The following is a 25,046-nucleotide window of genomic DNA, read 5'->3' as shown; positions in this document are numbered from 1 at the left end:
CGTCCGAGGCCGGAGGGGGGGGGCCGGGCGGGGTATCCGCGCCATGGATGGCGCGGCTAAGCCTACACGGACGTACTTGCGGCGTCCCCGCCTGGCCCCACCCCTCCGGCCCAACCGATAAACCGCATCCCGCGTCCACCCACGAGGGGCTGCGCCGTTCGCGGGAACCTACTTCGCCGGCGACATCCACATGTCGATGACCGCGCTGAACACTTCCGTCCCCGCCCGGTCGCGCACGCTGACCGTCACCGGCAGCGCATAGCCTTCGGCCGCGACGACAATCGGCTGTACCGGCAGCGCCACCGCCTGCAGTGTGCCTCGTGCCTTGGCCAGGTACTGCACCTGCATCCCCTTCGGGATCCAGCGCATGCCCTTCGGCAGCGATGCATCGACCATCAACCCGGCGGTCAGTTCGGCCAGGTTGCACATCGCGATCGCATGCACCGTGCCGATGTGGTTGCGTACCCTGCGGCGGTCGGCCAGCGTCCCTTCGCAGCGGCCGTGTTCCAGGCGGGTGATGCACGGCGCGATGCTGGCGAAGTAGGGCGCCTTGAAACACACCGCGCGCGAGAACAGCCAGTTGCCAGCAGGCCAGCGCTGCAGGCGTTGGTAAAGCGAGAGCAGGGGTGTGGACATGAGGGGTATTCCGGTCGGCGGATAACGCGACGGCGGGCCGAGGCCCGCCGTCGAAGGCAACGTGTGTCGCGGGCGATCAGGCCGCCTGCGAATGCGGGTCCTTGTGCTGGCGGTCGTAGTAGCTGGCCGCGCGCAGTTCGTGGGTGTCGAAGTCGTCCACGGTGATCGTGTCCAGGGTGAGCGTGCGCAGCTCTTCCAGCAGGCTGCGCTCGTCCTGGGTGATCACGCCCTCGGCCACGGCCTCGTCCAGCTGGCTCTTGAAATCCAGCGCCTCGATGCCCTTGCTCTTCAGCGCCTTGAGGAACTTGCGCTCCACCGGCTCGGCCATGATCGCCTTGCTCAGGTAGCTGTTGATGCGGCCACCCGGGTTGTTCTCGCACGGGGTCAGGAACACGCCACTGGCCAGGCGGTCGCGGGCTTCGTTCGGCGCCATCAGCAGGGCGGCGACACGGCGGCTCAGGCGATCGCCCGGCGCCTCGGCACGACGGCCCAGCGGGAAGATCAGTGCCCACATCAGCCAGCCGATCGGACGGATCGGGAAGTTGCGCAGTGCGGCCGACAGCGACTCTTCGATCTTGTGCACGCTGTCATGGAAGGCCCAGGCCAGCAGCGGCTGGTCGGCCTGCGGTGCGCCTTCGTCGTGGTAGCGCTTGAGCATTGCGCTGGTCATGTAGACGTGGCTCAGCACGTCGCCCAGGCGGCCGGACAGCGATTCCTTGAACTTCAGCTTGCCGCCGAGGGTCATCATCGAGATGTCGGCCATCAGGGCCAGGTTGGCCGAGTAACGGTCCAGCTTGCGGAAGTAGCGGCGGGTGTAGGCGTCACCCGGAGCGGCGCCGAAGCGCGCGCCGGTCAGGCCGAACCAGAACGAACGCACGGCGTTGGAGATGCCGTAGCGGATGTGGCCGAACAGGCTGCGGTCGAACTCCTGCAGGCCGGCACGGGTGTCCGGATCCTGCGCCGCCTTCATCTCCTTCAGCACCCATGGGTGGCAGAGGATCGCACCCTGGCCGAAGATCAGCAGGCTGCGGGTCATGATGTTGGCGCCTTCCACGGTGATCGCGATCGGCGCGGCCTGCCAGCTGCGGCCGGCGAAGTTGCGCGGCCCCAGGATGATGCCCTTGCCGCCGATCACGTCCATCATGTCCGAGATCACTTCGCGGCTCATAGTGGTGCAGTGATACTTGGCGATGGCCGACGGCACCGACGGCACGTCACCGCGGTCGACCGCCGCGGCGGTGGCCTGCGACAGTGCGCTGATCTTGTAGGCCTTGCCACCGATGCGGGCCAGCGCCTCCTCGACGCCCTCGAAGCGGCCGACCGACAGGCCGAACTGCTTGCGGATGCGTGCATAGGCGCCGGTGACGGCCGCACCGGCCTTGGCACCACCGCTGGCGGTGGACGGCAGGGTGATCGAGCGGCCTACGGCCAGGCACTCGTTGAGCATGTTCCAGCCCTTGCCGGCCATGGCCGCGCCACCGATCAGCTGGGTCAGCGGGATGAACACATCCTTGCCCCGGATCGGACCGTTCTGGAAGGTCGAGTTCAGCGGGAAGTGGCGACGACCGATCTCCACGCCGGCTGTGTCGCGCGGCAGCAGGCCCAGGGTGATGCCGATATCGCGGGTATCGCCGATCAGGCCATCGGGATCGTACATGCGGAAGGCCAGGCCGATCAGCGAGGCGACCGGTGCCAGGGTGATGTAGCGCTTGTCGAAGGTCAGCTTGACGCCGAGCACCTGCTCGCCGTTCCACTCGCCCTTGCAGACGATGCCGTAATCGGGAATCGAGGTGGCGTCGGAACCGGCGAACGGACCGGTCAGGCCGAAGCAGGGCACTTCACGGCCATCGGCCAAGCGCGGCAGGTACTGGTCCTTCTGTTCCTGGGTGCCGTAATGCACCAGCAGTTCACCCGGGCCCAGCGAGTTGGGTACGCCGACGGTGGAGCTGACCACCGAGGACACCGAGGCCAGCTTCTGGATCACCTTGTGGTGGGCCAGCGCGGAGAAGCCCAGGCCGCCATATTCCTTCGGGATGATCATGCCGAAGAACTTGTTCTTCTTGATGAAGGCCCACAGCTCCGGCGGCAGGTCGGCATGGACGTGGGTGATTTCCCAGTCGTTGACCATCGCGCACAACTCTTCGACGGGGCCATCAAGGAAGGCCTGTTCTTCGGCAGTCAGCTGCGGCTTGGGGTAGTTGAGCAGGATGTTCCAGTCCGGATCACCGGTGAACAGTTCGCCCTCGAATCCGACCGAACCGGTTTCCAGCGCGATGCGCTCGGTCTGCGACAGCGGCGGCAGCACCTTGCGGAACACCTTCATCATCGGGCCGGTCAGCAGCGGCTTGCGGATGAACGGCAGCAGCAGCGGCACGGCGATGACGGCCAACACGGCGGCCGCCACGATCGTGGCGGTCTGGTTGACGTAGGGGATGAACCAGCAGGCGACCAGCAGGGCCACGCTGATCAGCGTCCAGGTAACCAGCCGCATGCGGTGGTAGGCGACGAACGCGCCTGCCAGCAGCAGGGCGAGGAAGGGAAGAACGATGCTCATGAGCGTGCTCCGGTGACGTGCTCGTTTGTGGCGGACGAAGCCGCAGCATCCGCTGCGGGCAACACGTCCAGATAGTCCAACACAGTAGCGGTAAAGGCGTCGTTGTCATCGCCTGCGACCATATGCGTGGCCTGCGGCAGCTGTACATGGCGCGCGTGCGGCGCCAACGCCAGGAATTCGGCCACGGTCTGCGGCGTGACCAGATCGCTGCGGCCGCCGCTGACCAGCAGCAGCGGGCACTTCACCTGGCGCGCGGCCTCGGCCAGTGCGTCCTGGTGCTGCTCGCTGTCGCGGGCCAGTTCGGCCACCAGGCGCGGGTCCCAATGCCAGCGCCAGCGGCCGTGTCCGTCTTCGCGTAGCAAGGCACGCAGCGACTGCTCGGATTTGCGCGGGCGGTGAGGCATGTAGGCTGAGATCACATCGGCGGCCTGGGCCAGCGAGGCAAAGCCGTCGGGATGGGCGGTCATGAAGGCGAGGATGCGTTCGACGCCGGCGATATCCCAGCGCGGCGTGATGTCGACCAGTACCATCGCCGAGAACAGGCCGGGCCAGCGCGACTCAGCCAGCAGGCCGAACAGCCCGCCCATCGACGCTGCAACGAGCACCGGCGCACGCGGCTGTTCACCGGCCAGCACGATCAGGTCATCAGCGAACTGTTCGCCGTGATAGGGCAGGTCGGTGGCATTCCAGTCTGAATCGCCATGGCCGCGCGCGTCGTAAGCGAGTGTCTGCAGGCCGGCCGCAGACAGGGCGCGTGCGGTGGCGTTCCAGGCGTGGCGGGTCTGGCCGAAGCCGTGCGCGAACAGCACGCGACCACGACGACCGTGCTCGCTGGCCGTGGCCGCGAGGCGGGCGCCATGGGCGGCCTCCAGGCGCAGGTCATGGAACGCAGCGGGAGTAGGGGACATAACCATACTTGCTAGTATGGATCGCTTGCGGGGGAAGTCAATACTGCATCGTATGGTGCGTTGCAGGTTAGGGTCCAGGGGGGGGGGCTTTGACGGTTTCGCCTGCAACGGCGTACTGCAACGAACCCCGGCGTATGGTTAAATCAGTCCATGAATCAACCTGACGCTTCCGCCGGCGAACCGCGCGCCGGCCGCAACAGCCGCCTGAGTGCCGAAGACTGGGCCCAGGCGGCCCTCGACCTGATTGCTGAACAAGGCGTAGGCGCCGTTGCGGTGGAACCGCTGGCGCGGCGACTCGGCGTGACCAAGGGCAGTTTCTACTGGCATTTCCCTTCGCGCGATGCATTGCTGCAGGCGGCGCTGGAGCGCTGGGAACTGTTCGAACAGGAACAGGTGTTCGGCAGCCTGGAAGACGTACCGGATCCGCGTGTGCGCCTGCGCCAGCTGTTCCAGATGGTGGCGCATGAAGTGCAGCCGCACATCATCTACAGCGAGCTGCTGAAGGCGCTGGACCATCCGATGGTGCGGCCGGTGATCGACCGGGTTTCGCAGCGTCGCCTCGACTATCTGGTTGCCTCGTTCCGCCAGGCAGGGCTCAGCTCGACCGATGCACGCCATCGCGCACGCCTGGCCTACGCCGCCTATGTCGGCTTCCTGCAGTTGTCGTTGCAGCTGCAGCAGCCGAAGCAGGCGCGCGAGGATTTCGAAGCCTATGTGGAGCACCTGATCGAGACGCTGATTCCGAACGGTTGAGCGTTGTTGCTTTGTTGAGTGCAGAAGGCCGCGGCAATTGCCGCGGCCTTTTTCGTTGGGTGCTGCCGCAGCCTGGAATGCACAAAAAACAACGGCCCCTTGCGGGACCGTTGCTGCATCAGCCGATCAGTGGATCGATCAGAACTTCTGCTTGTACTGCATGTACATGTAGCGGCCCGGCAGGTCGTACTGCGGGTCGAACATGTTGTACGAGGTCGAGTACGAGACCGGCGGATCCTTGTCCCACACGTTGTTCAGGCCGACCATGATGGTGCCCTTCCACGGCGTGTTGTAACGGAACTGGATGTCGTGGTAGGTGGTCGCGCCCATGTGGTTCTTGCCGTTCTGGCCATCGGAGCAGTAGCCCACCAGGTCGGCGTCACCCACCGGATCGAACGGGCAGTCTTCGGTCATGCCCGACTTGTAGCGCAAGCCGTAGTTGACGCCGAAATCGCCGTACGACCAGTCGACGTACAGGTTGGAGCGGATACGCCAGTACGGATCCTGGTCGAGGTAACGGCCGGCGCGGCCATCCAGCGGTGCATCTTCGGTCGACTTCGTATCCCACTTGGACAGGTAGGTGCCGTCCAGGCTGATGGTGAACTGACCGATCGAGGTTTCCGGCAGCTTGTACAGGATGCCCAGATCCCAGCCTTCCACCTTGTACGACGACAGGTTCTGCAGCGGCATGTCGACGTTTGTGATGGTGTAGCGCTGGGTGGCAGTGCCGTAGTTCGGATCACGGGTGATCAGGCCACAGTAGGCTGCCTGTTCCTGCGGGGAACCACCGTAGCAGCGATCCATGATGTCCTGGATGGCCGGGCGGGTGATGGCGTCCTCGATCTTGATCTGCCACCAGTCCAGGGTCACGTTCAGGCCCTGCACGAAGCTCGGGCTCCACACCAGGCCCAGCGTCTTGCTGGTCGAGGTTTCCGGCTTCAGATCCGGATTCGACTTCCAGGTGAATGCTTCCGGCGTCTGCTTGTTCGCACCGCTGCCGGCACCGGGCTGCTGGAAGTTCGCCGGGACGCCTTCGGCGGCGCATTGGGCGGCAACCGCACCAGTGCGACGACCGCTGGATGCGGAGCAGGGATCGGCGTAGGTTTCGAACGAATCGGTGTTGCCGCGATACAGATTGTTGATGCTCGGAGCGCGGAAGCCTTCGGAGTAGTTGCCGCGGACCATCAGGTCGTCGATCGGCTTCCAGCGGAAACCGAACTTGTTGTTGGTGGTGTTGCCGAAGTTGCTGTAGTCAGAGAAACGCGAGGCGACACTGAGGTCGAGCAGCTTGGCGCCCGGCAGATCGGCCAGCACAGGAATCGAGAGTTCCAGGAAGAACTCGTCCAGGTCGTAAGCGCCCTTGGTGGGAGCTGCACCGTTGCCGGTGCTGAGGCCTGCAGCGATGAAGGCATCTGGATCGAACTGGCCGCTTTCCTTACGACCCTCATAACCGGCTGCAAAGCCAAGCGCACCCGCCGGGAGCTGCACGATTTCACCGGAGATGTTGGCGTAATAGCTCTTGGACACCAGGCTGGCAGAGTCATGCGCCGTGAACGAAGCGTAGTCCAGCGCAGCCTGCGAGATGGAACCCAGGCCGCCAAGCGGGTTGATCGGTACGCAGCCGGTGATGACCGCACCGGCAGAGGTCAGGCAGACCGGCTGACCGTCGCGGATCGCTGACGGACCGTAGGCTTCCGCCAGGCGCTGGCGGTTGAACAGACCATAGGTCAGGTCGTTCTGGTCGGTCTTGTCGTAACGGTAGCCGACATCCCAGTCGAAGTTCCTGTCAGCGATCTCGAAGAAGCCTTCGAAGCCGCCGTAGAAGTGCCAGTTCTTGACGTTCTGATTGAACGAGCGGCCGCCGGTTTCATTGAAACGACGCGACACGCTGGTCAGATCCACACCGTAGGGGTTGTAGATGCTCGATGCGCTCAGGCGCTGGCCAGTCACGGGCATGGCCGCCAACAGCTGCTCGGACTTGCGCTCGTTGTACATCGCCTCGGTGCGGAAGGTGATGTTGTCGGTAACGTTGTACGAACCGACCGCGAACAGCGAGGTGCGCTCGTTGGGGGTCAGCAGGTAGTTGTCCGGAGAAGTGTTGTAGCCGTGGACATTGGCGTTGAAGGGGGTCTCAACACCATTGATGATGACGTAGCGCTGGTCATTGCGGATGTACGAGCCCGGCAGGCCGGTGCTGCTCTGGCCGCCAAAGAACGGCGGACCACCGGCGGAGATCTTGCGATCACCAGCCATCACTTCCTTTTCATTCACGTAGGACGCACCGAGCACGAGTGACGCGCGATCGGTGGTGGTACCGATGGTGAAATCGGCGGCTTCGCGTTCGCCGTCGCCCTGGCTGTACTGTCCCTTGTAGAAGTTCGCTTCCGCGCCGTCGAAGTTCTGCTTGGTGATGATGTTCACCACGCCGGCGATGGCGTCCGAACCATAGATGGTCGATGCGCCGTCCTTGAGGACGTCGATGCGCTCGATCATCGCGGTCGGGATGGTGTTCAGGTCGACGCTGCCATCCAGGCCGGTGGTCCAGCGACGGCCGTTGACCAATACCAGGGTGCGCTCGGAACCGAGGTTACGCAGGCTGATGCCGGCCGAGCCATCACCGCCGTTGTTGAACGTACGGTTCAGCGCGGCGCCGTTGGCGGCGACGCGCTGCAGGATGTCGGCGACCGAGGTCACGCCCTGCTTTTCGATGTCGGCGCGGGTCAGGCTCAGGACCGGCTGCGAGGTTTCGATGTCGGTGCTCTTGATGCGCGAACCGGTGACCGAGATGCGGTCAAGGTTGGTCGCTTCCTGAGCCTGGGCGGTGGCTGTGGACGCCACACCGGCAACGAGCGCGACCAGAACGGCGTCGCGCAGCTTGTTGGACTGGAAATTCATTGGCTCTCTCTCTCCAAGAAATCTTGGCTGGGTTAATGCCCGGCGGGGGAGCGAAAAGCGCTCCCAAATCGCGAGGGCTGAACCGATAGTAGCGGGCGTTGGCCAAGAATTAAAGCTGCGTTAATCAAGCCTGTGATTTTGGTAAAAATGAAATTTCACACTGGAAATCAAAGGGTTGAAGTGCACGTGCGCTGACGATGTCTCGTTTGTTAGCGCAAAGTGACGAAAAAAGTTCTCGTTGATGTGTATCACAGTGTGTCGGCATGCGTTGCGCGGTATCCAGTACGCCGAAAAGCGCGCTGCGTGTATCACGAGCGCGCATATGCAACGGGCGCCTTTCGGCGCCCGGAAGAAGTCATTGCAGTGAAGACCCACGTGGGGCGGGTCAGAGATCCTGTTCGTAACGCACGTACGGCACGGTGCCATCGTCATTGCTTTCATTGCGCGGGGAGAACGGATTCTTGCCCCGGCTGATCACGTTCTCGGCGCCAACGGTCAGCTGGCCGGACCACGGGGTGCGCCAGGTCAGGCCGATGCCCAGGCCTTCCCACTTGCCAGGCTTGCCCGGCACGTCGATCACGCGGCCGATGATGCTGCCGGTGAAATTGCCGTACCCGGCGCCAATGCTCAGGCTTTTGCTGTCCCAGCGGTCGGCGATGGACGGCGCTGCGTCGGCCAACGGTACCAGCCGCGCCTTGGCGTAGGTACCGGCAATCGAGACAAAACCCTCGCGGCCGATGTTCTTCTGCGCGAACACGGTCAGATCGTTCTGCTCGGCGCGCAGCGAGGGTGTCTTGTTCGGGCCGGACAGCCACGCCGGCAGGGTTTCACGGCCCGTGCCCGCGGTGATGCCGAGGCGGCCGCTGCCGCGGTTCAGCGCGGCAGTCCCGGTGAAGCGGCGGCTGTTGAGGTCGTCATCGTCACCCAGGCTGGCCAGCATGCAGTGACTGGCCAGGCCGCTCATGCTGGTCCCGCTGCTGCTGTTGCAGAGCAGGCCCAGCGAATCGCCGGAGGACAGGCCGAAAGCCGCATCCAGCGAGTTGCGGCCGAAGTGCCAGCGGGCGCCGGCAGCCTGTTCACCGGTGGGCTCCAGGTACAGCAATGCCTCGACCTTGCCGCTGCCCTTGTTCCATACCGGCAGCACGGTCCGGGTGTCCTTGCTCTGCGCGTGCGCGCCCGTGATCGCGCCAAGGGCGATCAGCAGGGCCAGCGGTAGACGCAGGAAGGTACGCATCGGACCAGTTCAGACAAGGACAGACAACGGAAGTTCCCGTAGAGACGGGAACTTGATCGTAGGGCGTTTATGAATTCTTAACAAGCCTTGATCCCCCCAGATGCAAGACAAGCTGTTCACTGAAGGCGTTCGGGCGCCGGTACAGTCCCCTCGGCACCGTGGAACAGTATGCCGAACTCCGTCAAAGGAAAGTGATACTCCCGCCCGCAGAATTCGCAACGGACCTCGACGGCGCCGGTGTCCGCGGCCGCGGCACGTGCCTCGTCCTCGCCCAGCGACTGCAGCATCGATGCGACCCGCTCGCGGGAACAGGAGCAGGCGAAGGACAGCGGCTTGTCGCCCATCAGTTCCGGCTTCTCCTCGTGGAACAGGCGGTGCAGCAGCTGCTCGGCCGGGGTGGCCAGCAGTTCGGCCTTGCCCAGGGTCTCGAACAGGGCGCTGGCACGCGCCCAGCCGTCCTCGTCACCCTCATCGCCTGGCAGCTTCTGCAGCAGCAGGCCGGCGGCGCCATTGCGGTCGGCGGCCAGCAGCAGGCGCGTCGGCAGCTGCTCGGACTGGCGGAAGTAGTCCTCGAAGGCCTCGTCCAGCTCCGGTGCGGTCAGTGCGACCAGGCTCTGGTAGCGCTGCGGCTCGCGCGGGTCCAGGCCCGGGTTTTCGATGGTGATCGCGAGAAGGGCGTCATCACCCAGGCTGGACAGGTCGCGCGGCGCATCGGCCCCCTCGCTGAGCTGGGCGATGCCGCGCAGGGTACCGGCGGCGGTGCATTCGGCGAACAGGGTGCGCAGGGCGGTGCTGCTACGCAGCTGGATCGACAGGCGCCCATCGATCTTGGTATGGCCAGTGAACAGCGCCGAGGCAACACAGGCCTCGCCGAGCAGTTCGGCAGCGGTGTCCGGGTACGCGGCGTGGGACAGGATTTCCTGCCAGGTGGCCTGCAGGCGCACGTGGACGCCACGGACGCCAGCGTCGGGCAGCAGGAAGCGGATCAGGGAATCGGGGTTGGCGGTCATCGGCTCACATCGCGCGTAAACGGGGGCGGTTGCCGGATAATGCGCCGACAACCAGATAGAAGAAGGATGCACCAGTAATGGGGGCAGGGGGAGAGCAGCACAAGGTGGAAGCCGTAACAGAAGGCCCACGCCGCAGGCGCTGGCGCTGGAAACGGCTGCTGTGGCTGCCGGTGTTGCTGGCGGCCTTCAGCTGCCTGCAGGTGCTGGTGCTGCGGTTCATCGACCCGCCGGTATCCACGGTCATGCTGTGGCGCTATGGCGAGGCATTGGGAGAGGCTGACTGGTCGTATCGACTGCATTACCAGTGGCGCGACCTGGACCAGATGGCGCCGAGCCTGCCGATCTCGCTGGTGGCGGCCGAAGACCAGCGCTTCCCCGTCCACAATGGCTTCGACCTGCAGGCCATCGAGAAGGCCCGCGACCACAATGCCAAGGGCGGGCGACTGCGTGGCGCCAGCACGATCAGCCAGCAGGTGGCCAAGAACCTGTTCCTCTGGCAGGGCCGCAGCTGGATCCGCAAGGGGCTGGAGGTCTGGTACACCGTGCTGATCGAAGCGCTGTGGCCAAAGGAGCGCATCCTGGAGATGTACGCCAACATCGCCGAGTTCGGTGATGGCGTGTACGGAGCGCAGGCAGCGGCACAGACATTCTGGGGCAAGGATGCGGCGCGGTTGAGCCCGGCCGAGAGCGCGCGGCTGGCGGCGGTGTTGCCGGCGCCGCGGCGCTACAACGCGGCAAAGCCAGGGCCGTACGTGCAGCGGCGTGCGGCCTGGATCCAGCGCCAGGCACGGCAGCTGGGTGGGGCCGCGTACCTTTCGGAAGAGTGAGCGCGCGCTGCCTGATCTGCGGGCGGCGGCAACGTACAATCCGGGCATGACCCGCGAACGGCTTACTTTCGTCATCGCCGCCTACAACGAGGCCCTGGCATTGCCGTTGCTGCATCCGCGGTTGTGCGCGGTGCTCGACGCGCTGCCCGACATCGACGGCCACATCCTGTACGTGGACGACGGCAGCCATGACGGCACGTGGGAGGTGATCGCCCGCCTGGCCCAGTCCGATGCGCGGGTTTCCGCACTGAAGCTGTCGCGCAATTTCGGCAAGGAAGCGGCGCTGACCGCCGGGCTGGACCTGGTGCGCGAAGGCGCGGCGATGATCCTCGACGCCGACGGCCAGGATCCGCCGGAACTGGTGCCGCAGTTCGTCGCGCGCTGGCGTGAGGGCCATGACAACGTGTATGGCACGCGCATGGCCCGCGACGGCGAGGCCTGGATCAAGCGCGCCACGGCGGCGATGTTCTACCGGGTGATCGGTCGTCTGTCACGCACGCCGATCCCGGCCGATACCGGTGATTTCCGCCTGCTGTCGCCGCGTGCGCTGAGCGCGCTGCGCGAGATGCGTGAGCGCCACCGCTTCATGAAGGGGCTCTTCAGTTGGGTGGGTTTCAAGCGGATCGCGGTCCCCTATCACCGCCATGCGCGCGTGGCCGGCACCAGCAAGTTCAGCCTGTGGCGGCTGTGGAACTTCGCGCTGGAGGGCATTACCGGCTTCTCCACCGTGCCGTTGCGGGCGGCGACCTACCTGGGGCTGGCAACGGCGGCGGTGGCCTTCGTATTCGGTGTGTGGGTGATCATCAAGGCGGCGCTGTATGGCGACCGGGTGGCGGGCTGGCCGACGATGATGGCGGTGATCCTTTTCCTGGGCGGGGTGCAGCTGATCGCGCTGGGCCTGATCGGTGAGTACCTGGGGCGACTGTACGAAGAGTCCAAGCAGCGGCCGTTGTACCTGGTTGACACGTGGCTAGCATCCGCCGTGGCAGACTCTGCCCTGCAACCCACCCTTGGAGGGCAGGCAGATGACCACGGTACGGCAACTGTTGGACGGCAAGTCTCCTGAAGTGCATGCGGTCGCGCCGGAGGCGGCGGTGATCGATGCGATCCGGCTGATGGCGGAAAAGGGTATTGGTGCGGTGCTGGTGATGGAGGGGCCGCGGCTGGTCGGCATTCTTTCCGAGCGCGATTACGCGCGCAAGATCGTGCTGCGTGATCGTTCCTCACGAGATACGGCGGTGGCCGAGATCATGACCGCACAGGTGGTGACGGTCTCGCCGGGCGAGCAGGTGGAGCATTGCCTGCAGCTGGTGACCGACTACCGCATCCGCCACCTGCCGGTGGTGGAAGGCGCGCAGGTGCTGGGGGTGATCTCGATCGGCGATCTGGTGAAGTCGGTGATCGATGCGCAGCGGCGCGAGCTGGACCAGCTGCAGCAGTACATCGTCGCCGGGTGAGGGTGTCGCTGGCGGGCCTGCGGCCCGCCGGCCCGCTTTTCGAAGCCAGAGCCAGAGCTGAGAGCAGCGCCTTCCTGTCCTGCGGGGAGGCGGAGGGCATGGGCGTGCAGGACACGCCGTGAACCCATCCATGGGGGCTCGATGGCGCCATCCATGGCGCCAACGGTCCTGCACGCCCATGCCCTCCGCCTCTGGACACATTTCTGCGAGCGCGGTGCGTACATGCGCGGTGCCTCGCCTTTTGTAGGTGCCAACCTTGGTTGGCAACAGCTTTTGACTTTGCTTTTTTCTTTTGACTTTGAATTTCCGCTCTCGTTCCGCGCGCGCAGGAAACTGTCGGGAGGGGGACGGGTGACGCAGGCAGGACCGTTGGCGCCATGGATGGCGCCATCGAGCCTACAGGGACGTACTTGCGGCGTGCCCTGCCTGCGTCACCCGTCCCCCTCAAGCCGCGATCAATGCAGGCGCCGCGAACAACGCTGTAAGCCTACTTCGCATACTGCCCGCCGCAGTCGGCATCCTTCCCCGGCCCCAGTTCGATCGTCGCCAGCAACGCCGCCGGCGGCGCGATGGTGCCCAGCGCCAGGGCCACGGCGCCACGAATACCCAACGCCTTGAAGTCGGGCCGGAATGACGGGTCCTTGAAGGTGCCACTGATGTGCAGCGGAGAACGCAGTACCAGAATGCTCCTGTCCTTCGGGCGTGGCTTCAGCAGCAGGTCCAGGGTCTCGTCGCGCAGGCTCACCGTGCCTTCGCCGATGAGGATCGTGTCGGTGGTGTCCACCGCCATCGCCTGGCTGGTCATCAGGCCGTCGCGCACGCCGAAGTCGGCGAAGGCGCAGCGCAGGGGGATCTGCTTGTCGCCGGTCACCAGGAATTTCAGCGATTCGGTGATGTCCAGCCCCGCCAGTTCCATTACCAGGTTGCCGACATGGCCGCGGCCCATCGCCAGGCCGACCTTGCCACTGCTGCTGCCGAGCATTGCGGCGACCGAGTTGCCGTGGCCGCTCAGGTCCACCTCGCCGCCGATGCCACCCTTGGCCTGTTCAGCCAGCTTGGCGTCAGGGAACAACTGGCCCAGCTGCACGCCGCGCACGCTGGCCTTCAGCGCGGTGCTGATCTGCGGACGGCGCGCGTCCATGCGGATCGTGCTGCGGATGTCGCCGCCGGCGACGCCGAAGTTCAGCGGGTCCAACCGCAGCACGCCGTCATCCAGCAACAGGTGCGCATCCATGTCGTCCAGCGGCAACGAAGGGGCGTTGATGCGGTGGGCCTTCCAGCGCACGTCGGCATCCATGGCGCGCAGCTTGCCCAGGTTGTAGGGCGTGTCGGGCAGCACCCGTGCACGGGCGGCAATCCGTGCGGCCTCGGCCTTCTGCTCTGCGTTGGCCGTTTCGCCGCCGCCGGTTTTTGGCGGGGCGCCGACGAAGCCGGCAAGGTCATCAAAGTCCAGGCGCCTGGATTGCAGCGTGGCGGTCAGCCGTGGACGATCGCGTCCCACCTCGAACTGCAGGTTGCCCCCCAGGTCGCTGTCGCCGACCTTGCCAGTGAAGCTGTCGTAACGCCAGACGTCGTGGTCGCGTTTGAGGCGTCCGTTCAACGCATAGGGCGGTGAGGGCGGGATGGCGATGCCGAGCAGAGGATAGAGATCGGCCAGGTCCTGGCCGCTGAGCGCGAACTGCAGGTCGAACACGCGCAGCTGGAAGGGGTTGGTCAGCGTGCCACTGGCGACTGCGTGAGTGGCGCCGGCCCGGCCATCGAGATGGATGCGGAACGGGTGGTCGCTGTCGGTCAGTTCCAGGGGGGATTCAGTGCCGCCGCGCAGCGTGAACCGATTGCCCTGCCAGCGGCCTTTACCCTGCACCAGCAGCGGTGGCGCAGTGTCGGCCTGCTTCGGTTGGCCGCTGCGCACGTCCACGAGGATGTCGGTGCGGCCCAGCGTGTCGAGGAACTGCAGGCGACCGTCGTCGATGCGCAGCCGCTTGAGTTGGGGGCTTGCCCCGCCGGTGCTGCCGCCGAGGAAATCCCAGTTGCCCGGGTCTCCCTTGCGCGGTGCGGTTTCCAGCAGCACATCCGGCCGGGTCAGGCGTACTTCGGGCAGCTGCACGCTGCCGCGCAGCAGGGGCCACACCCGCACATCGATCTCGACGCGGTCCGCCGTGGCCATGGCGGGCTGTTTTGCCCAGCTGGCATTGGCGAAGGTGATCGCATCGGCGCGGATCGTGCTGGTGCGGCCGAGGTCGACATCCAGGTTCCCGATGTGCAGTGCGCGGCCGGTGCGTGCCTGCACCGCACGCTCCACGGGCCCTTTGAACCAGTTCCAGTCCCACAACGCGAACAGCACCAGTATTGCCGCCAGCATGAAGACCAGGATCGTCAGCCAGCGCCGGCCACGTGGGCCGGGACGGCGGAGGCGCCAGCGGTGCGTGCGCTTTGCAGCAGGGGAGGCGGCAGCATTCACGCTGCCATGGTTGCCCCCTCTTCGTGGACAGGGCGCGAAGCGTCCATGTGCATGGCGTGCACGCGCTGCGTTCGAGCGGTCGTTTACAACACCTGCATGGTGACCGCGACAAAGTGGCAGACACTGCCGCCGATCACGAACAGGTGCCAGATCGCATGCGAGTACGGGATCGATTCACGGTGGTAGAAATAGGTGCCCAGCGTGTACGACAGGCCGCCGGCAAACAGCCAGGCGAGGGTGCCACCGTCGATCGAGGCCCACATCGGCTTGATCGCCACGATCACCAGCCAGCCCATGGCGATGTAGATCACCGTGGAGAGCACCTTGAAGCGGCCGGTGTAGAACAGCTTGAACACCACACCCGCCAGCGCCAGCGCCCAGATCGCAGTGAACAGGCCCCAGCCCCACGGACCGCGCAGGCCGATCAGGGTGAACGGGGTATAGGTGCCCGCGATCAGCACGTAGATCGCGCAGTGGTCGAACACCTTCAGCCGGCCCTTGGCGACCGGATGCTGGATGGCGTGATACAGGGTGGAGGCGGTGTACAGAAGCAGCAGCGCGATACCGAATACGATCGCGCTGGCCAGCTGCCAGCCGTCGCCGTAGATCGCAGCCAGGGTGATCAACACCGCACTGGCGGCCAGGGCGAATACCGCGCCCAGGCCATGGGTCAGGGCGCTGGCGACTTCTTCACGGATCGAAGCAATGGACGTCGTGGACATGGGCATGGGCGTTGTTCGCGGGGAGGGGGACCCGCGTCCCCCTATCATCGCCGCGATGGCCGCCATGTGCACGCCCGTCACCGTATGGGGGATGAATCCGCGCCTATCCACGCATGGCGTGGATCTACCAGGCGCGGATCCGCCTCCGTGGCATCAGCCCACCGAAACGGTATGCGCCGCTTCGCGGGTGGCCGAGAAGCGCACGTCCGGCGAGCGTTCCTGCGCCAGCTGCAGGTTGACCCGGGTCGGCGCCAGGTAGACCAGGTGCCCGGCCGCATCCAGGGCCAGGTTCAGCGCGTTCTTCTCGCGGAATTCTTCCAGCTTCTTCTCGTTGCTGCAGTGGACCCAGCGCGCGGTGGTCACACTGACCGGCTCGAAGGTGGCTTCCACGCCGTACTCGTCCTTCAGGCGGTAGGCGGCCACGTCGAACTGCAGCACACCCACCGCACCCAGGATCAGGTCGTTGCTGGTGAGGGGGCGGAAGAACTGGGTTGCGCCTTCCTCGGACAGCTGGGCCAGGCCCTTCTGCAGCTGCTTGAGCTTGAGCGGATCGCGCAGGCGTGCGCGACGGAACAGTTCCGGGGCGAAGTTGGGAATGCCGGTGAAGGTGACCGCTTCGCCTTCGGTGAAGGTATCGCCGATGGAGATGGTGCCGTGGTTGTGGATGCCGATCACATCGCCCGGCCACGCCTCGGCCGCGATCTCGCGATCGCTGGCCATGAAGGTCAACGCGTTGGCCAGCTTCATTTCCTTGCCGGTGCGCACGTGGAAGGTCTTCATGCCGGCGCTGAAACGGCCCGAGCAGACCCGCATGAAGGCCACGCGGTCACGGTGCTGCGGGTCCATGTTGGCCTGGATCTTGAACACAAAGCCGGTCAGCTTGTTCTCTTCCGGTGCGATCTGGCGGCCGGTGGTGGAGCGCGCCTGCGGCGATGGCGCGTGCTCGACGAAGAAGTCCAGCAGTGGCTGCACGCCGAAGTTGTTCACGCCCGAGCCGAAGAACACCGGGGTCTGCTTGCCGGCGCGGTAGGCGTCCAGGTCGAACGGGTGGCTGGCGCCCTGCACCAGTTCCAGCTCGTCGCGCAGGTCGGCCAGCATCTGTGCACCGATCTTCTCGGCCAGGCCGGGGGCATCGATGGACGGGAAGATGGTGGAATCCTGGCGGGTGAAGTTGCGGCCCGGCTCATACAGGTGCACTTCGCCGGTCAGCAGGTGCACCACGCCCTTCAGGCGCTGGCCCATGCCGATGGGCCAGGTGACCGGGGCGCACTGGATGCCCAGCACGGTTTCCACTTCATCCAGCAGCTCGATCGGGTCCTTGCCCTCGCGGTCGAGCTTGTTGATGAAGGTCATGATCGGGGTGTCGCGCAGTCGGCAGACTTCCATCAGCTTGATCGTGCGCTCTTCCACGCCCTTGGCCACGTCGATCACCATCAGCGCCGAGTCCACCGCAGTCAGCACGCGGTAGGTGTCCTCGCCGAAGTCGGCGTGGCCGGGGGTGTCGAGCAGGTTGACGATCTTGCCTTCGTACGGGAACTGCATCACCGAGGAGGTGACCGAGATGCCGCGCTCCTTTTCCAGTGCCATCCAGTCGGAGGTGGCGTGGCGGGCGGCCTTGCGGCCCTTGACCGAACCGGCCATCTGGATCGCGCCTCCGAACAGCAGCAGCTTTTCGGTCAGCGTGGTCTTGCCGGCGTCAGGGTGGGAAATGATGGCGAAGGTGCGGCGACGCGACGCTTCGTTGGCGACTTCGGACATGGCAGTGGCGCCCGCCCGGGGCGCTATTCAAAGAGATAAGCGCCCGATTATACCGGCCGGGGCCGGTCAGCGCCCGGTACCGCCGTCTGCTTCGCCCTGGCGGGCGAACTGCAGCTGTCCCGGCCCGGCGAAGATGCGCACCGGCACCGAGCGCAGGCCCATGCCGCGGTTGACCTGCACCACGAAGTGCAGGTGCGGCGCAGTGCTGTAGCCGCTGTTGCCGGACAGGCCGATCGGTTGCCCGGCTCCCACCGCCTGGCCGCGGCGCACGCGCATGCCGCCGTCCTGGAGGTGGCCGTACAGGGCCATGCTGCCGTCGCTGTGCAGCACGCGGATGAAATTGGCACGGGCACCATCGCGCTCGCGGTCCTGGCCATTGCCACGGAAGCCATCCTGGATCTGCATCACCGTGCCCTCGCGCGCGGCCAGCACCAGGGTGCCCACCGGCAGTGCGAAGTCGACCGCGTCGCGGTTCTCCTCGTCGTCATGGCTGAATCGCCCCTGCGGCGCCTGGTCCACACGCAGGCGGACCGCATCGAACGGCAGGCGATAGGCGACATCTTCGGCCTGCGCGGCCGGGTTGCCCGGCACCGACTGCAGTCGCAGATCCAGCATGCGGCCATCGATCGGGGCGGGCAGGTGGCCGACCACCAGGCTGCTGTCGCCCTGGATCAGCGACTCGACCGGGAGGCCTTCGACCGGGTGTCCGGGGGCGGCGCGCAGCTGGATCTGCAGCGGCCCTGCCAGCCCGTTGTCGATCCGCGCCTGCCATTGCGTACCGACCGGCTGCAGGCGCAACTGGGCCATGGGGGCGGCGCCCTCGGCACTGCCTGCGCGGGTGGCACGGGCGGAAGGGGGAGCCAGTCCCCAGCCCTGCCGCCAGTCGCCGGCGTGTGCGGTCGCGCTCGCCAGCAGAGGCAACAGCAGGCAGGACAGGGGCAGGCGCGGCATCGGCGTTTCCAGCGAGAGGACCGCCGGGACTGTACCCGATCCTGAACGGGGCGACCGGGACGGCCCTCGCAGAGTGACCCTGAAAATATCTATCGCTTTATCCGCATGAAGGGATTGACAGTGCCGGAAAGGGCTGGCATCGTGACTCCACCATCGAGACCGGCAGAGGGACAGGCCCTTTGAAGCCGGGGCAGCCCGCAGGCGCGCAAGCGTCTGCGTAGGTGCCAAATCCTGCGGGGACCGTGGCGTCCACCGAAAGATGGTTCGAACCATGCACCGCACGTGCATCTCGAACGCGGGCCCCGCGAAGGCTCGATGGCCGATTCCCCAACCGGATCCCGCCATGAGCTTCGCCGCCAGCACCGCCATTCGCCCCGAACCCTTTGTCCCCGTCAGCGTGCCGGTCGCAGACCGCGTGCATGCCGAGCGCGGCGAGTTCGCCGCAGTGTTGTCGATGCGTCACGCAGGTCCCAGTCCGGTGCGCCTGCGCTATGAATGGGTCGGCCCGGCCAATGCGCCGGTGGTGGTACTGGCCGGTGGCATTTCCGCCCATCGCCACGTGGCCTCCAATGCACAGTTCAGCGAGAAGGGCTGGGCCGAAGGCCTGGTCGGCAGCGGGCGCGCGCTGGATCCGCAGCTGCTGCGCGTGCTGGCCGTCGATTTCGTCGGTGCCGACGGTGCGCTGGACGTGCCGATCGATACCGCCGATCAGGCCGACGCATTGGCGCTGGTGCTGGATCATCTCGGCATTCGCGCGCTGAAAGCCTTCGTCGGCTATTCGTATGGCGCGCTGGTCGGCCAGCAGTTCGCGATCCGGCATCGTGCCCGCGTGCGCCAGTTGGTGCTGGCCAGCGGTGCGCATCGTCCGCACCCTTATGCCGCCGCCTGGCGCGCATTGCAGCGTCGCGCGGTCGCGCTGGGCCAGCTGCAGTGCGGCGAAGACCACGGCCTGGCCCTGGCGCGGCAGTTTGCCATGCTCAGCTACCGCACCCCGGAAGAATTCGGCGAGCGCTTCGATGCCGCACCGGAAGTGATCAATGGCCGCGTGCGCGTGGCTGCCGAAGACTATCTCGACGCGGCCGGCGCGCAGTACGTCGCGCGCACGCCAGTGACCGCTTACCTGCGCCTGTCCGAATCGATCGATCTGCACCGCGTCGACCCGGCCGCGATCCTGCCGCCGACCGTGGTGGTGGCCGTGGAGGGCGACCGCCTGGTGCCGCTGGCCGACCTGGTCGGCCTGGTCGAAGGGCTGGGCCCGCGCGGCAGCCTGCGCGTTCTGCGCTCGCCCTATGGCCACGACGCCTTCCTCAAAGAAACCGATCGCATTGACGCGATCCTCGCCACCGCCTTCCGTACTTCTGGAGAGTCCGCATGAGCCTGCACGCCAACGAGCCGTCCTGTAGCCGCACCACTGCCGCTGTCCGTGCCGGCATCGATCGGGACACTGCGCATGGCGCGGTCACGCCGCCGATCGTGCTGTCGTCGAACTTCAGCTTTGAAGGTTTCGGCAACAAGCGCCAGTACGACTACACGCGCAGTGGCAACCCGACCCGCGACCTGTTGGGCGAGGCGCTGGCGGAACTGGAGGGCGGCGCCGGTGGCGTCATCACGGCGACCGGCATGGGCGCGATCAACCTGGTGCTGAACGCACTGCTGCAGCCGGGCGATACCCTGGTGGTGCCGCACGATGCGTACGGCGGCAGCTGGCGCCTGTTCAATGCGCTGGCCAGGAAGGGCCACTTTGAACTGGTCACCGCCGACCTGACCGATCCGCGTGCACTGGCGCAGGCGCTGGCCACCCAGCCGAAGCTGGTGCTGGTGGAAACGCCGTCCAACCCGCTGCTGCGCATCACCGACCTGCGCTTCGTCATCAATGCCGCGCACAAGGCCGGTGCACTCGTGGTGGTCGACAATACCTTCCTGTCGCCAGCGCTGCAGCAACCGCTGTCGTTCGGTGCGGACCTGGTGCTGCACTCCACCACGAAGTACATCAACGGCCACAGCGATGTGGTGGGCGGGGCAGTGGTCGCGCGTGATCCGGCACTGCACGAGCAGCTGGTGTGGTGGGGCAACGCGCTGGGCCTGACGGGTTCACCGTTCGATGCCTTCCTGACCCTGCGCGGCTTGCGCACGCTGGATGCGCGCCTGCGCGTGCACCAGGAAAACACCGCGTCGATCGTTGCCCTGCTGGACCAGCATCCGGCGGTCGGCCGCGTCTATTACCCGGGGCTGGCCGATCACCCAGGCCACAGCATCGCCACGCGCCAGCAGAGTGGTTTCGGTGCGATGCTCTCGTTCGAACTGGCCGACTGCGAAGGCGACGATCCGCATGCCGCAGTGCGTGCAATCGTCGATGGCCTGCGCTGTTTCACGCTGGCCGAATCACTGGGCGGCGTCGAAAGCCTGATCGCGCATCCGGCCACCATGACCCACGCCGCGATGAGCGTCGAAGCGCGAGCCGCTGCCGGCATCAGCGAAGGCCTGCTGCGCCTGTCGGTCGGCATCGAGGCCGAGCGTGACCTGTTGGCCGATCTCGGCGCCGCTCTGCAGCGTGCCGAAGCGGTGATTGATGCGGCTGCGCGCCGCAAACAGGCGGTGGATGCATGAGCGCGCTCGCCGCAGAGATTCCTGTTCTGGGCGTGGGACGACTGGCGCTGCTTGGCACCGGCACGGTCGGCTCGGCCTTCGTACAGCGCTACCAGGCGTTGCAGGCACGTGGGCTGGAACTGCCCAGCGTGCAGTGGCTGGCCAATTCACGCACTGCGTTGGAGATCGATCGTGACCTGGCGGTGCCGCTGGAACTGGCACGGCGTGCACCGCGCGATGGCCAGAGTTCGCCACCGTGGGCGAATGCCGAAGGACTGGAGCGTGGCGACGTGGTGGTCGACGCCACCGCCAGCGAAGACGTAGCCGCGCGCCACGTACAGTGGCTGGCGCGCGGCGTGCACGTGGTCACCGCCAACAAGCTGGGGCGTGGTGCACAGCTGGCACGCGCGCAGGCCATTGCCGAGCGTTGCGCAGACACGGGTGCGCGCTACGGCGACAGCGCTACCGTCGGCGCCGGCCTGCCGCTGTTGAGCAGCCTGCGTGCGCTGCTGGCCGGTGGTGATCACATCCATGCCATCGAGGGCGTGCTGTCCGGTTCGCTGGCGTGGCTGTTCCATCGCTATGACGGCAAGTCGCCGTTCTCGGCGGCGGTGCGCGAGGCGCTGGCGGCCGGCTACACCGAGCCGGATCCGCGACTTGACCTGTCCGGCGAGGACGTGCGGCGCAAGCTGCTGATCCTGGCCCGCAGCAGCGGGCTGGCGCTGGATGCGTCGCAGGTAGAGGTGGATTCACTGGTGCCTGAAGCGCTGGCAGCGCTGCCGCTGGAGGATGCGGTGGCGGCGCTCGAGCAGCTGGATGCGCCGTTGCAGGCGCGCTGGCAGCAGGCGCGCGACAATGGTCGTGTGCTGCGCTTCGTTGGCCGCGTTGATGCCGAGGGTGCACAGGTGGGCCTGCGTGAGCTTCCGGCCGACCATCCCTTGGCGCAGGGCGCGGGCACCGACAACCGCGTCGCCATCCATAGTGATCGCTATCGCCTGCAGCCGCTGTTGATCCAGGGACCGGGCGCGGGTGCGGAAGTGACTGCGGCCGCGCTGCTGGATGATGTGTTGCGGATCGTCGGCTGATCGCACCGCTCCTGTAGACCCGAGCCCACGCCCGGCTGCTCCTGGCAGGATCCCCATCCTGCCGCATGAGCCGAGCGCGGGCTCGGCTCTACAGGGGCACGCTTGCCGGTCAGCGCGACTTCAACGCCTTCAACAGCGCGCTGTTGAACTGCTTCGGGTCCTGCACCTGTGGCGAATGGCCCAGTTCGGCGAACTCGATCAGCGTCGCGCCCGGAATCGCCGCGGCTGCCGCTCTGCCGAGTGCCGGATAGTTGCCCAGCGTCGCCTTCACCGTCGGCGGCGCCAGGTCACGGCCGATCGCGGTACGGTCCTTCTGGCCGATGAACAACGTGGTGGGTACCTGCAGGTTCTTCAGTTCGTAGACTACCGGCTGGTTGAACACCATGTCCGAGGCCAGGGCCTGGCTCCAGGCAACGGCCTGCTTGCCCGGACCTTCGTACATGCCTGACTGCATCCGCGCCCACGGCTCGTAGGCCGGCTTCCATTTGCCGTCGTAGTACACGTCCAGCTGGTAGCGGCGGATGCTGTCATAGCTGATGTTCATTTCGCCGGCGTACCACGCGTCCACGCTGCGCCACGGCACGCCCAGCGCCTTCCAGTCCTCCAGCCCGATCGGGTTGACCAGTGCCAGGCTGCGCAGGTCCTGTGGGAACATCAGCGCGTAGCGCACTGCCAGCATGCCACCCATCGAATGACCGACCAGGTGCACCGGCACATCACCCAACTGCAGTTGCTGCAGCAACGCATGGGTGTTGGCGGCCAGCTGCGCGAAGCTGTACTGGTAGCGCTCGGGCTTGCTGGATTTGCAGAAACCCACCTGGTCCGGGGCGATCACCCGGTAGCCGGCGGCAACCAGGGGCTTGATCGATTCCTTCCAGGTGGCCGCGCAGAAATTCTTGCCATGCAGCAGCACCACCACGCCGATGGGCGCCTTCTTCGGCGCGATGTCCAGGTAGGCCATCTCCAGCGGCTGTCGCTGCGATTCCAGCGCGAAGGTCTTCACTGGATAGCCGTAGTCGAAGCCCTCCAGGCGCGGCCCATAGCTGGGCGCGGCGAGGGCGGACAGCGGAAGGCAGGCAAGCAGGGCGGTAGCGATCACGCGCATGGGGCAGTCCTGGGCAGGGGAGCCCCGAGCCTAACCGCAACGCAGTGATGGTGTCGTCCGACCGGCCAGGGACAACGGGGTAGAGTCGACTGTCAGTCGACTGCGCTTCGATCAGACCGCGAACATCCCGCGCTGCGCGCGATAGTCGACTGACAGTCGACTCTAGCTGCGGGCCGGCGCCATCGCGCCGGGCCCGGTCGACCTCAACACTCGATGACGTTCACCGCCAGGCCACCGCGGCTGGTTTCCTTGTACTTGTCCTGCATGTCGCGGCCGGTATCGCGCATGGTCTTGATCACCTTGTCCAGCGACACCTTGTGCTTGCCGTCGCCGCGCATCGCCATGCGCGAGGCATTGATCGCCTTCACCGCACCCATCGCGTTGCGTTCGATGCAGGGGATCTGCACCAGGCCGCCAATCGGGTCGCAGGTCAGGCCGAGGTTGTGCTCCATGCCGATTTCAGCGGCATTCTCGATCTGGCTGGGATTGCCACCCAGTGCCGCGACCAGGCCACCGGCGGCCATCGAGCAGGCCACGCCCACTTCGCCCTGGCAACCCACTTCGGCGCCCGAGATCGAGGCGTTTTCCTTGTACAGGATGCCGATCGCTGCCGAGGTCAGCAGGAAGTCGAATACGCGCTGCTCATTGGCGCCGGGGCAGAAACGGTCGAAGTAATGCAGCACCGCCGGCAGCACGCCGGCGGCACCGTTGGTCGGCGCAGTTACCACACGGCCACCGGCGGCATTTTCTTCGTTCACCGCCAGTGCGTACAGATTGACCCAGTCCAGCGTGGTCAGCGGATCGCGCATTGCCGCTTCCGGCTTCGACGACAGCTCGCGGTACAGCGCCGGCGCACGACGGCCCACCTTCAGGCCACCCGGCAGCACGCCTTCCTCGCGGATACCGCGCGCCACGCAAGACTGCATTGCGCTCCAGATCTCGCGCAGCTGGGCACGAATCTCGTCTTCGCTGCGCCAGCACTTCTCGTTCTCGAACATCAGCTGGGCAATGCTCAGGCCGCTGCGTGCGGTCTGCGCCAGCAGCTCGTCGCCGCTCTTGAACGGGTAGGGCAACGGGGTCTCATCGGGCACGATCCGGTCGTCGGCCGCGTCGTCCTGGTTGACCACGAAGCCGCCGCCGACGGAGTAGTAATCGCGGGTAGCGATTACTTCGTCCTCGGCGTTGTAGGCGGTGAAGCGCATGCCGTTGGTGTGGTACGGCAGCTTCTGGCGCTTGTTCATGCCCAGGTCGCGCTTCTCGTCGAAAGCGATCTCGTGCTGGCCCATCAGCTGGATGCGCTTGCTGCTGCGGATGCGCTCGAGCGTAGCCGGAATGATGTCCGGGTCGATCAGGTTCGGGCGCTGGCCTTCCAGGCCGAGCAGGATCGCCTTGTCGGTGCCGTGGCCGCGGCCGGTCAGCGCCAGCGAGCCATAGACATCGGCGCGGATGCGCGCGACCTCGGGCAGGCGGCCCGGATCGAGCAGCCAGCGATGGATGAATCGCTCGGCGGCCTTCATCGGCCCGACGGTGTGCGAGGAACTCGGGCCAATGCCGATCTTGAAAACGTCGAACGTGCTGACAGCCATGGATGCCGTACTGCGGGTACCGGAAGAGACCGCTATTCTAGCGGCTCACGCCGCACTTCCATGGCTGCGGCGCAGCATTTCGGCAGAGGGAGCAAAACCGGTGTTGACTCTGTTCCAGCGTGACGATTGCCACCTGTGCGACATGGCCCTGGCCGAACTGGCCAAGGCGCGGGCGCCGGAGTTCGAATCGGTGTTCCTGGATGACCAGCCGGCGCTGGAATCGCGCTACGGCGCGCGGGTGCCGGTGCTCCGCGACGAGCGCGATGACCGCGAGCTGGACTGGCCGTTCGACGCGGCCACGGTGCAGGCCTGGCTGGCTGAAAGCTCTTTGTAGAGCCGAGCCATGCTCGGCTGACGCGCGCAGCGCGACCTGGACGGCAGCCGAGCATGGCTTGTATGTTCCTCCCGGCTCCTACGCGGTATGTAGGAGCCAGGGTGGAGGGACCGTCAACATGATATCTGCGGATAGCAGCCGACAGACGAGCCGAGCGATCCCCATCCCGCACCTTAACGTCGAT

Annotated in this window: 20 protein-coding genes and 1 riboswitch; of the genes, 8 read left to right on the top strand and 12 right to left on the bottom strand. The window is 66.2% G+C overall.

The genetic code is table 11. The features are described 5' to 3' along the window. Positions 1-168 precede the first annotated feature (168 nt). From AC5P7R_RS14000 to AC5P7R_RS13990, 3 genes are all read right to left on the bottom strand, one after another. Complete coding sequence (locus tag AC5P7R_RS14000; RefSeq protein WP_227854420.1) at positions 169-636, bottom strand: hotdog fold domain-containing protein; 468 nt, start codon at positions 634-636, stop codon at positions 169-171. A 76-nt stretch (positions 637-712) separates the two neighbouring features. Beyond that, positions 713-3,190 (bottom strand): acyl-CoA dehydrogenase, encoded by a 2,478-nt coding sequence (locus tag AC5P7R_RS13995; protein ID WP_021204706.1) that lies wholly within the window; start codon positions 3,188-3,190, stop codon positions 713-715. Continuing rightward, positions 3,187-4,104: an alpha/beta fold hydrolase gene (locus tag AC5P7R_RS13990; protein WP_021204705.1), complete on the bottom strand. Its 918-nt coding sequence runs from the start codon at positions 4,102-4,104 to the stop codon at positions 3,187-3,189. The genes AC5P7R_RS13995 and AC5P7R_RS13990 overlap by 4 nt, the downstream gene beginning before the upstream one ends. 144 nt (positions 4,105-4,248) lie before the next feature. Here AC5P7R_RS13990 and AC5P7R_RS13985 point away from each other — a divergent pair, with 144 nt between their 5' ends. After that, positions 4,249-4,851 carry a TetR/AcrR family transcriptional regulator gene (locus AC5P7R_RS13985; RefSeq protein WP_005418411.1) on the top strand — a complete coding sequence of 201 codons (603 nt, stop codon included), beginning with the start codon at positions 4,249-4,251 and terminating at the stop codon, positions 4,849-4,851. A gap of 138 nt (positions 4,852-4,989) precedes the next feature. Here the strand turns inward: AC5P7R_RS13985 and AC5P7R_RS13980 are convergent, their stop codons facing one another. From AC5P7R_RS13980 to hslO, 3 genes are all read right to left on the bottom strand, one after another. Continuing rightward, on the bottom strand, positions 4,990-7,746 hold the full coding sequence (locus tag AC5P7R_RS13980; protein ID WP_021204704.1) for a TonB-dependent receptor: 2,757 nt from the start codon (positions 7,744-7,746) through the stop codon (positions 4,990-4,992). 385 nt (positions 7,747-8,131) lie between these two features. After that, complete coding sequence (locus AC5P7R_RS13975) at positions 8,132-8,980, bottom strand: XOO1806 family protein (RefSeq protein WP_019660074.1); 849 nt, start codon at positions 8,978-8,980, stop codon at positions 8,132-8,134. 116 nt (positions 8,981-9,096) lie between these two features. Further along, positions 9,097-9,990: an Hsp33 family molecular chaperone HslO gene (gene hslO, locus AC5P7R_RS13970; RefSeq protein WP_021204702.1), complete on the bottom strand. Its 894-nt coding sequence runs from the start codon at positions 9,988-9,990 to the stop codon at positions 9,097-9,099. A 77-nt stretch (positions 9,991-10,067) separates the two neighbouring features. Here hslO and mtgA point away from each other — a divergent pair, with 77 nt between their 5' ends. Genes mtgA through AC5P7R_RS13955 form a run of 3 tightly spaced genes read left to right on the top strand, consistent with a single transcriptional unit; the run spans position 10,068 to position 12,274 of the window. After that, entirely contained in the window at positions 10,068-10,817 is a 750-nt protein-coding gene (gene mtgA / locus AC5P7R_RS13965; protein ID WP_021204701.1) for a monofunctional biosynthetic peptidoglycan transglycosylase, read from the top strand. A gap of 46 nt (positions 10,818-10,863) precedes the next feature. After that, complete coding sequence (locus AC5P7R_RS13960) at positions 10,864-11,883, top strand: glycosyltransferase family 2 protein (protein ID WP_021204700.1); 1,020 nt, start codon at positions 10,864-10,866, stop codon at positions 11,881-11,883. After that, entirely contained in the window at positions 11,843-12,274 is a 432-nt protein-coding gene (locus tag AC5P7R_RS13955) for a CBS domain-containing protein (protein WP_019660070.1), read from the top strand. Before AC5P7R_RS13960 ends, AC5P7R_RS13955 begins: the two co-directional genes overlap by 41 nt. A 487-nt stretch (positions 12,275-12,761) precedes the next feature. On the opposite strand, the gene AC5P7R_RS13950 is transcribed toward AC5P7R_RS13955, so the two are convergent. The 4 genes from AC5P7R_RS13950 to AC5P7R_RS13935 all read right to left on the bottom strand — a co-directional run bounded on the left by AC5P7R_RS13950 (position 12,762) and on the right by AC5P7R_RS13935 (position 18,166). After that, positions 12,762-14,735, bottom strand: a complete 1,974-nt coding sequence (locus AC5P7R_RS13950) for an AsmA family protein (RefSeq protein ID WP_227854421.1) — start codon at positions 14,733-14,735, stop codon at positions 12,762-12,764. Positions 14,736-14,818: 83 nt separating this feature from the next. Beyond that, complete coding sequence (trhA, locus tag AC5P7R_RS13945; RefSeq protein WP_021202025.1) at positions 14,819-15,457, bottom strand: PAQR family membrane homeostasis protein TrhA; 639 nt, start codon at positions 15,455-15,457, stop codon at positions 14,819-14,821. 153 nt (positions 15,458-15,610) lie between these two features. Further along, positions 15,611-17,215, bottom strand: a complete 1,605-nt coding sequence (locus AC5P7R_RS13940) for a peptide chain release factor 3 (protein WP_019660067.1) — start codon at positions 17,213-17,215, stop codon at positions 15,611-15,613. 66 nt (positions 17,216-17,281) lie between these two features. Then, positions 17,282-18,166, bottom strand: coding sequence for a M23 family metallopeptidase (locus AC5P7R_RS13935; protein ID WP_478435951.1), 885 nt, complete (start codon positions 18,164-18,166; stop codon positions 17,282-17,284). Between the two features lie 147 nt (positions 18,167-18,313). Next, a riboswitch (SAM riboswitch) is annotated at positions 18,314-18,432 on the top strand. Between the two features lie 77 nt (positions 18,433-18,509). On the opposite strand from AC5P7R_RS13935, the gene metX reads away from it, so the two are divergent. Genes metX through AC5P7R_RS13920 form a run of 3 tightly spaced genes read left to right on the top strand, consistent with a single transcriptional unit; the run spans position 18,510 to position 21,837 of the window. Further along, the gene (gene metX, locus AC5P7R_RS13930) at positions 18,510-19,541 is read left to right on the top strand and encodes a homoserine O-succinyltransferase MetX (protein WP_019660065.1); all 1,032 of its coding nucleotides are present in this window, start codon (positions 18,510-18,512) and stop codon (positions 19,539-19,541) included. Continuing rightward, positions 19,538-20,773, top strand: coding sequence for an O-succinylhomoserine (thiol)-lyase (locus tag AC5P7R_RS13925; RefSeq protein ID WP_495213948.1), 1,236 nt, complete (start codon positions 19,538-19,540; stop codon positions 20,771-20,773). Before metX ends, AC5P7R_RS13925 begins: the two co-directional genes overlap by 4 nt. Beyond that, positions 20,770-21,837 carry a homoserine dehydrogenase family protein gene (locus AC5P7R_RS13920; RefSeq protein WP_111098790.1) on the top strand — a complete coding sequence of 356 codons (1,068 nt, stop codon included), beginning with the start codon at positions 20,770-20,772 and terminating at the stop codon, positions 21,835-21,837. Before AC5P7R_RS13925 ends, AC5P7R_RS13920 begins: the two co-directional genes overlap by 4 nt. Positions 21,838-21,946: 109 nt before the next feature. Here the strand turns inward: AC5P7R_RS13920 and AC5P7R_RS13915 are convergent, their stop codons facing one another. Together AC5P7R_RS13915 and AC5P7R_RS13910 are read right to left on the bottom strand one after the other, a co-directional pair. Next, positions 21,947-22,942 carry an alpha/beta fold hydrolase gene (locus AC5P7R_RS13915; RefSeq protein WP_019660062.1) on the bottom strand — a complete coding sequence of 332 codons (996 nt, stop codon included), beginning with the start codon at positions 22,940-22,942 and terminating at the stop codon, positions 21,947-21,949. A 203-nt stretch (positions 22,943-23,145) separates the two neighbouring features. Continuing rightward, positions 23,146-24,528 (bottom strand): L-serine ammonia-lyase, encoded by a 1,383-nt coding sequence (locus tag AC5P7R_RS13910; RefSeq protein WP_021202030.1) that lies wholly within the window; start codon positions 24,526-24,528, stop codon positions 23,146-23,148. A 100-nt stretch (positions 24,529-24,628) separates the two neighbouring features. On the opposite strand from AC5P7R_RS13910, the gene AC5P7R_RS13905 reads away from it, so the two are divergent. Further along, positions 24,629-24,862: a glutaredoxin family protein gene (locus AC5P7R_RS13905; RefSeq protein ID WP_021202031.1), complete on the top strand. Its 234-nt coding sequence runs from the start codon at positions 24,629-24,631 to the stop codon at positions 24,860-24,862. The last annotated feature ends 184 nt before the right edge of the window (positions 24,863-25,046 follow it).

This window comes from Stenotrophomonas sp. YJH_SMC_27 (genome assembly GCF_059369815.1).
This window is presented reverse-complemented; position numbering and strand designations above follow the sequence as displayed.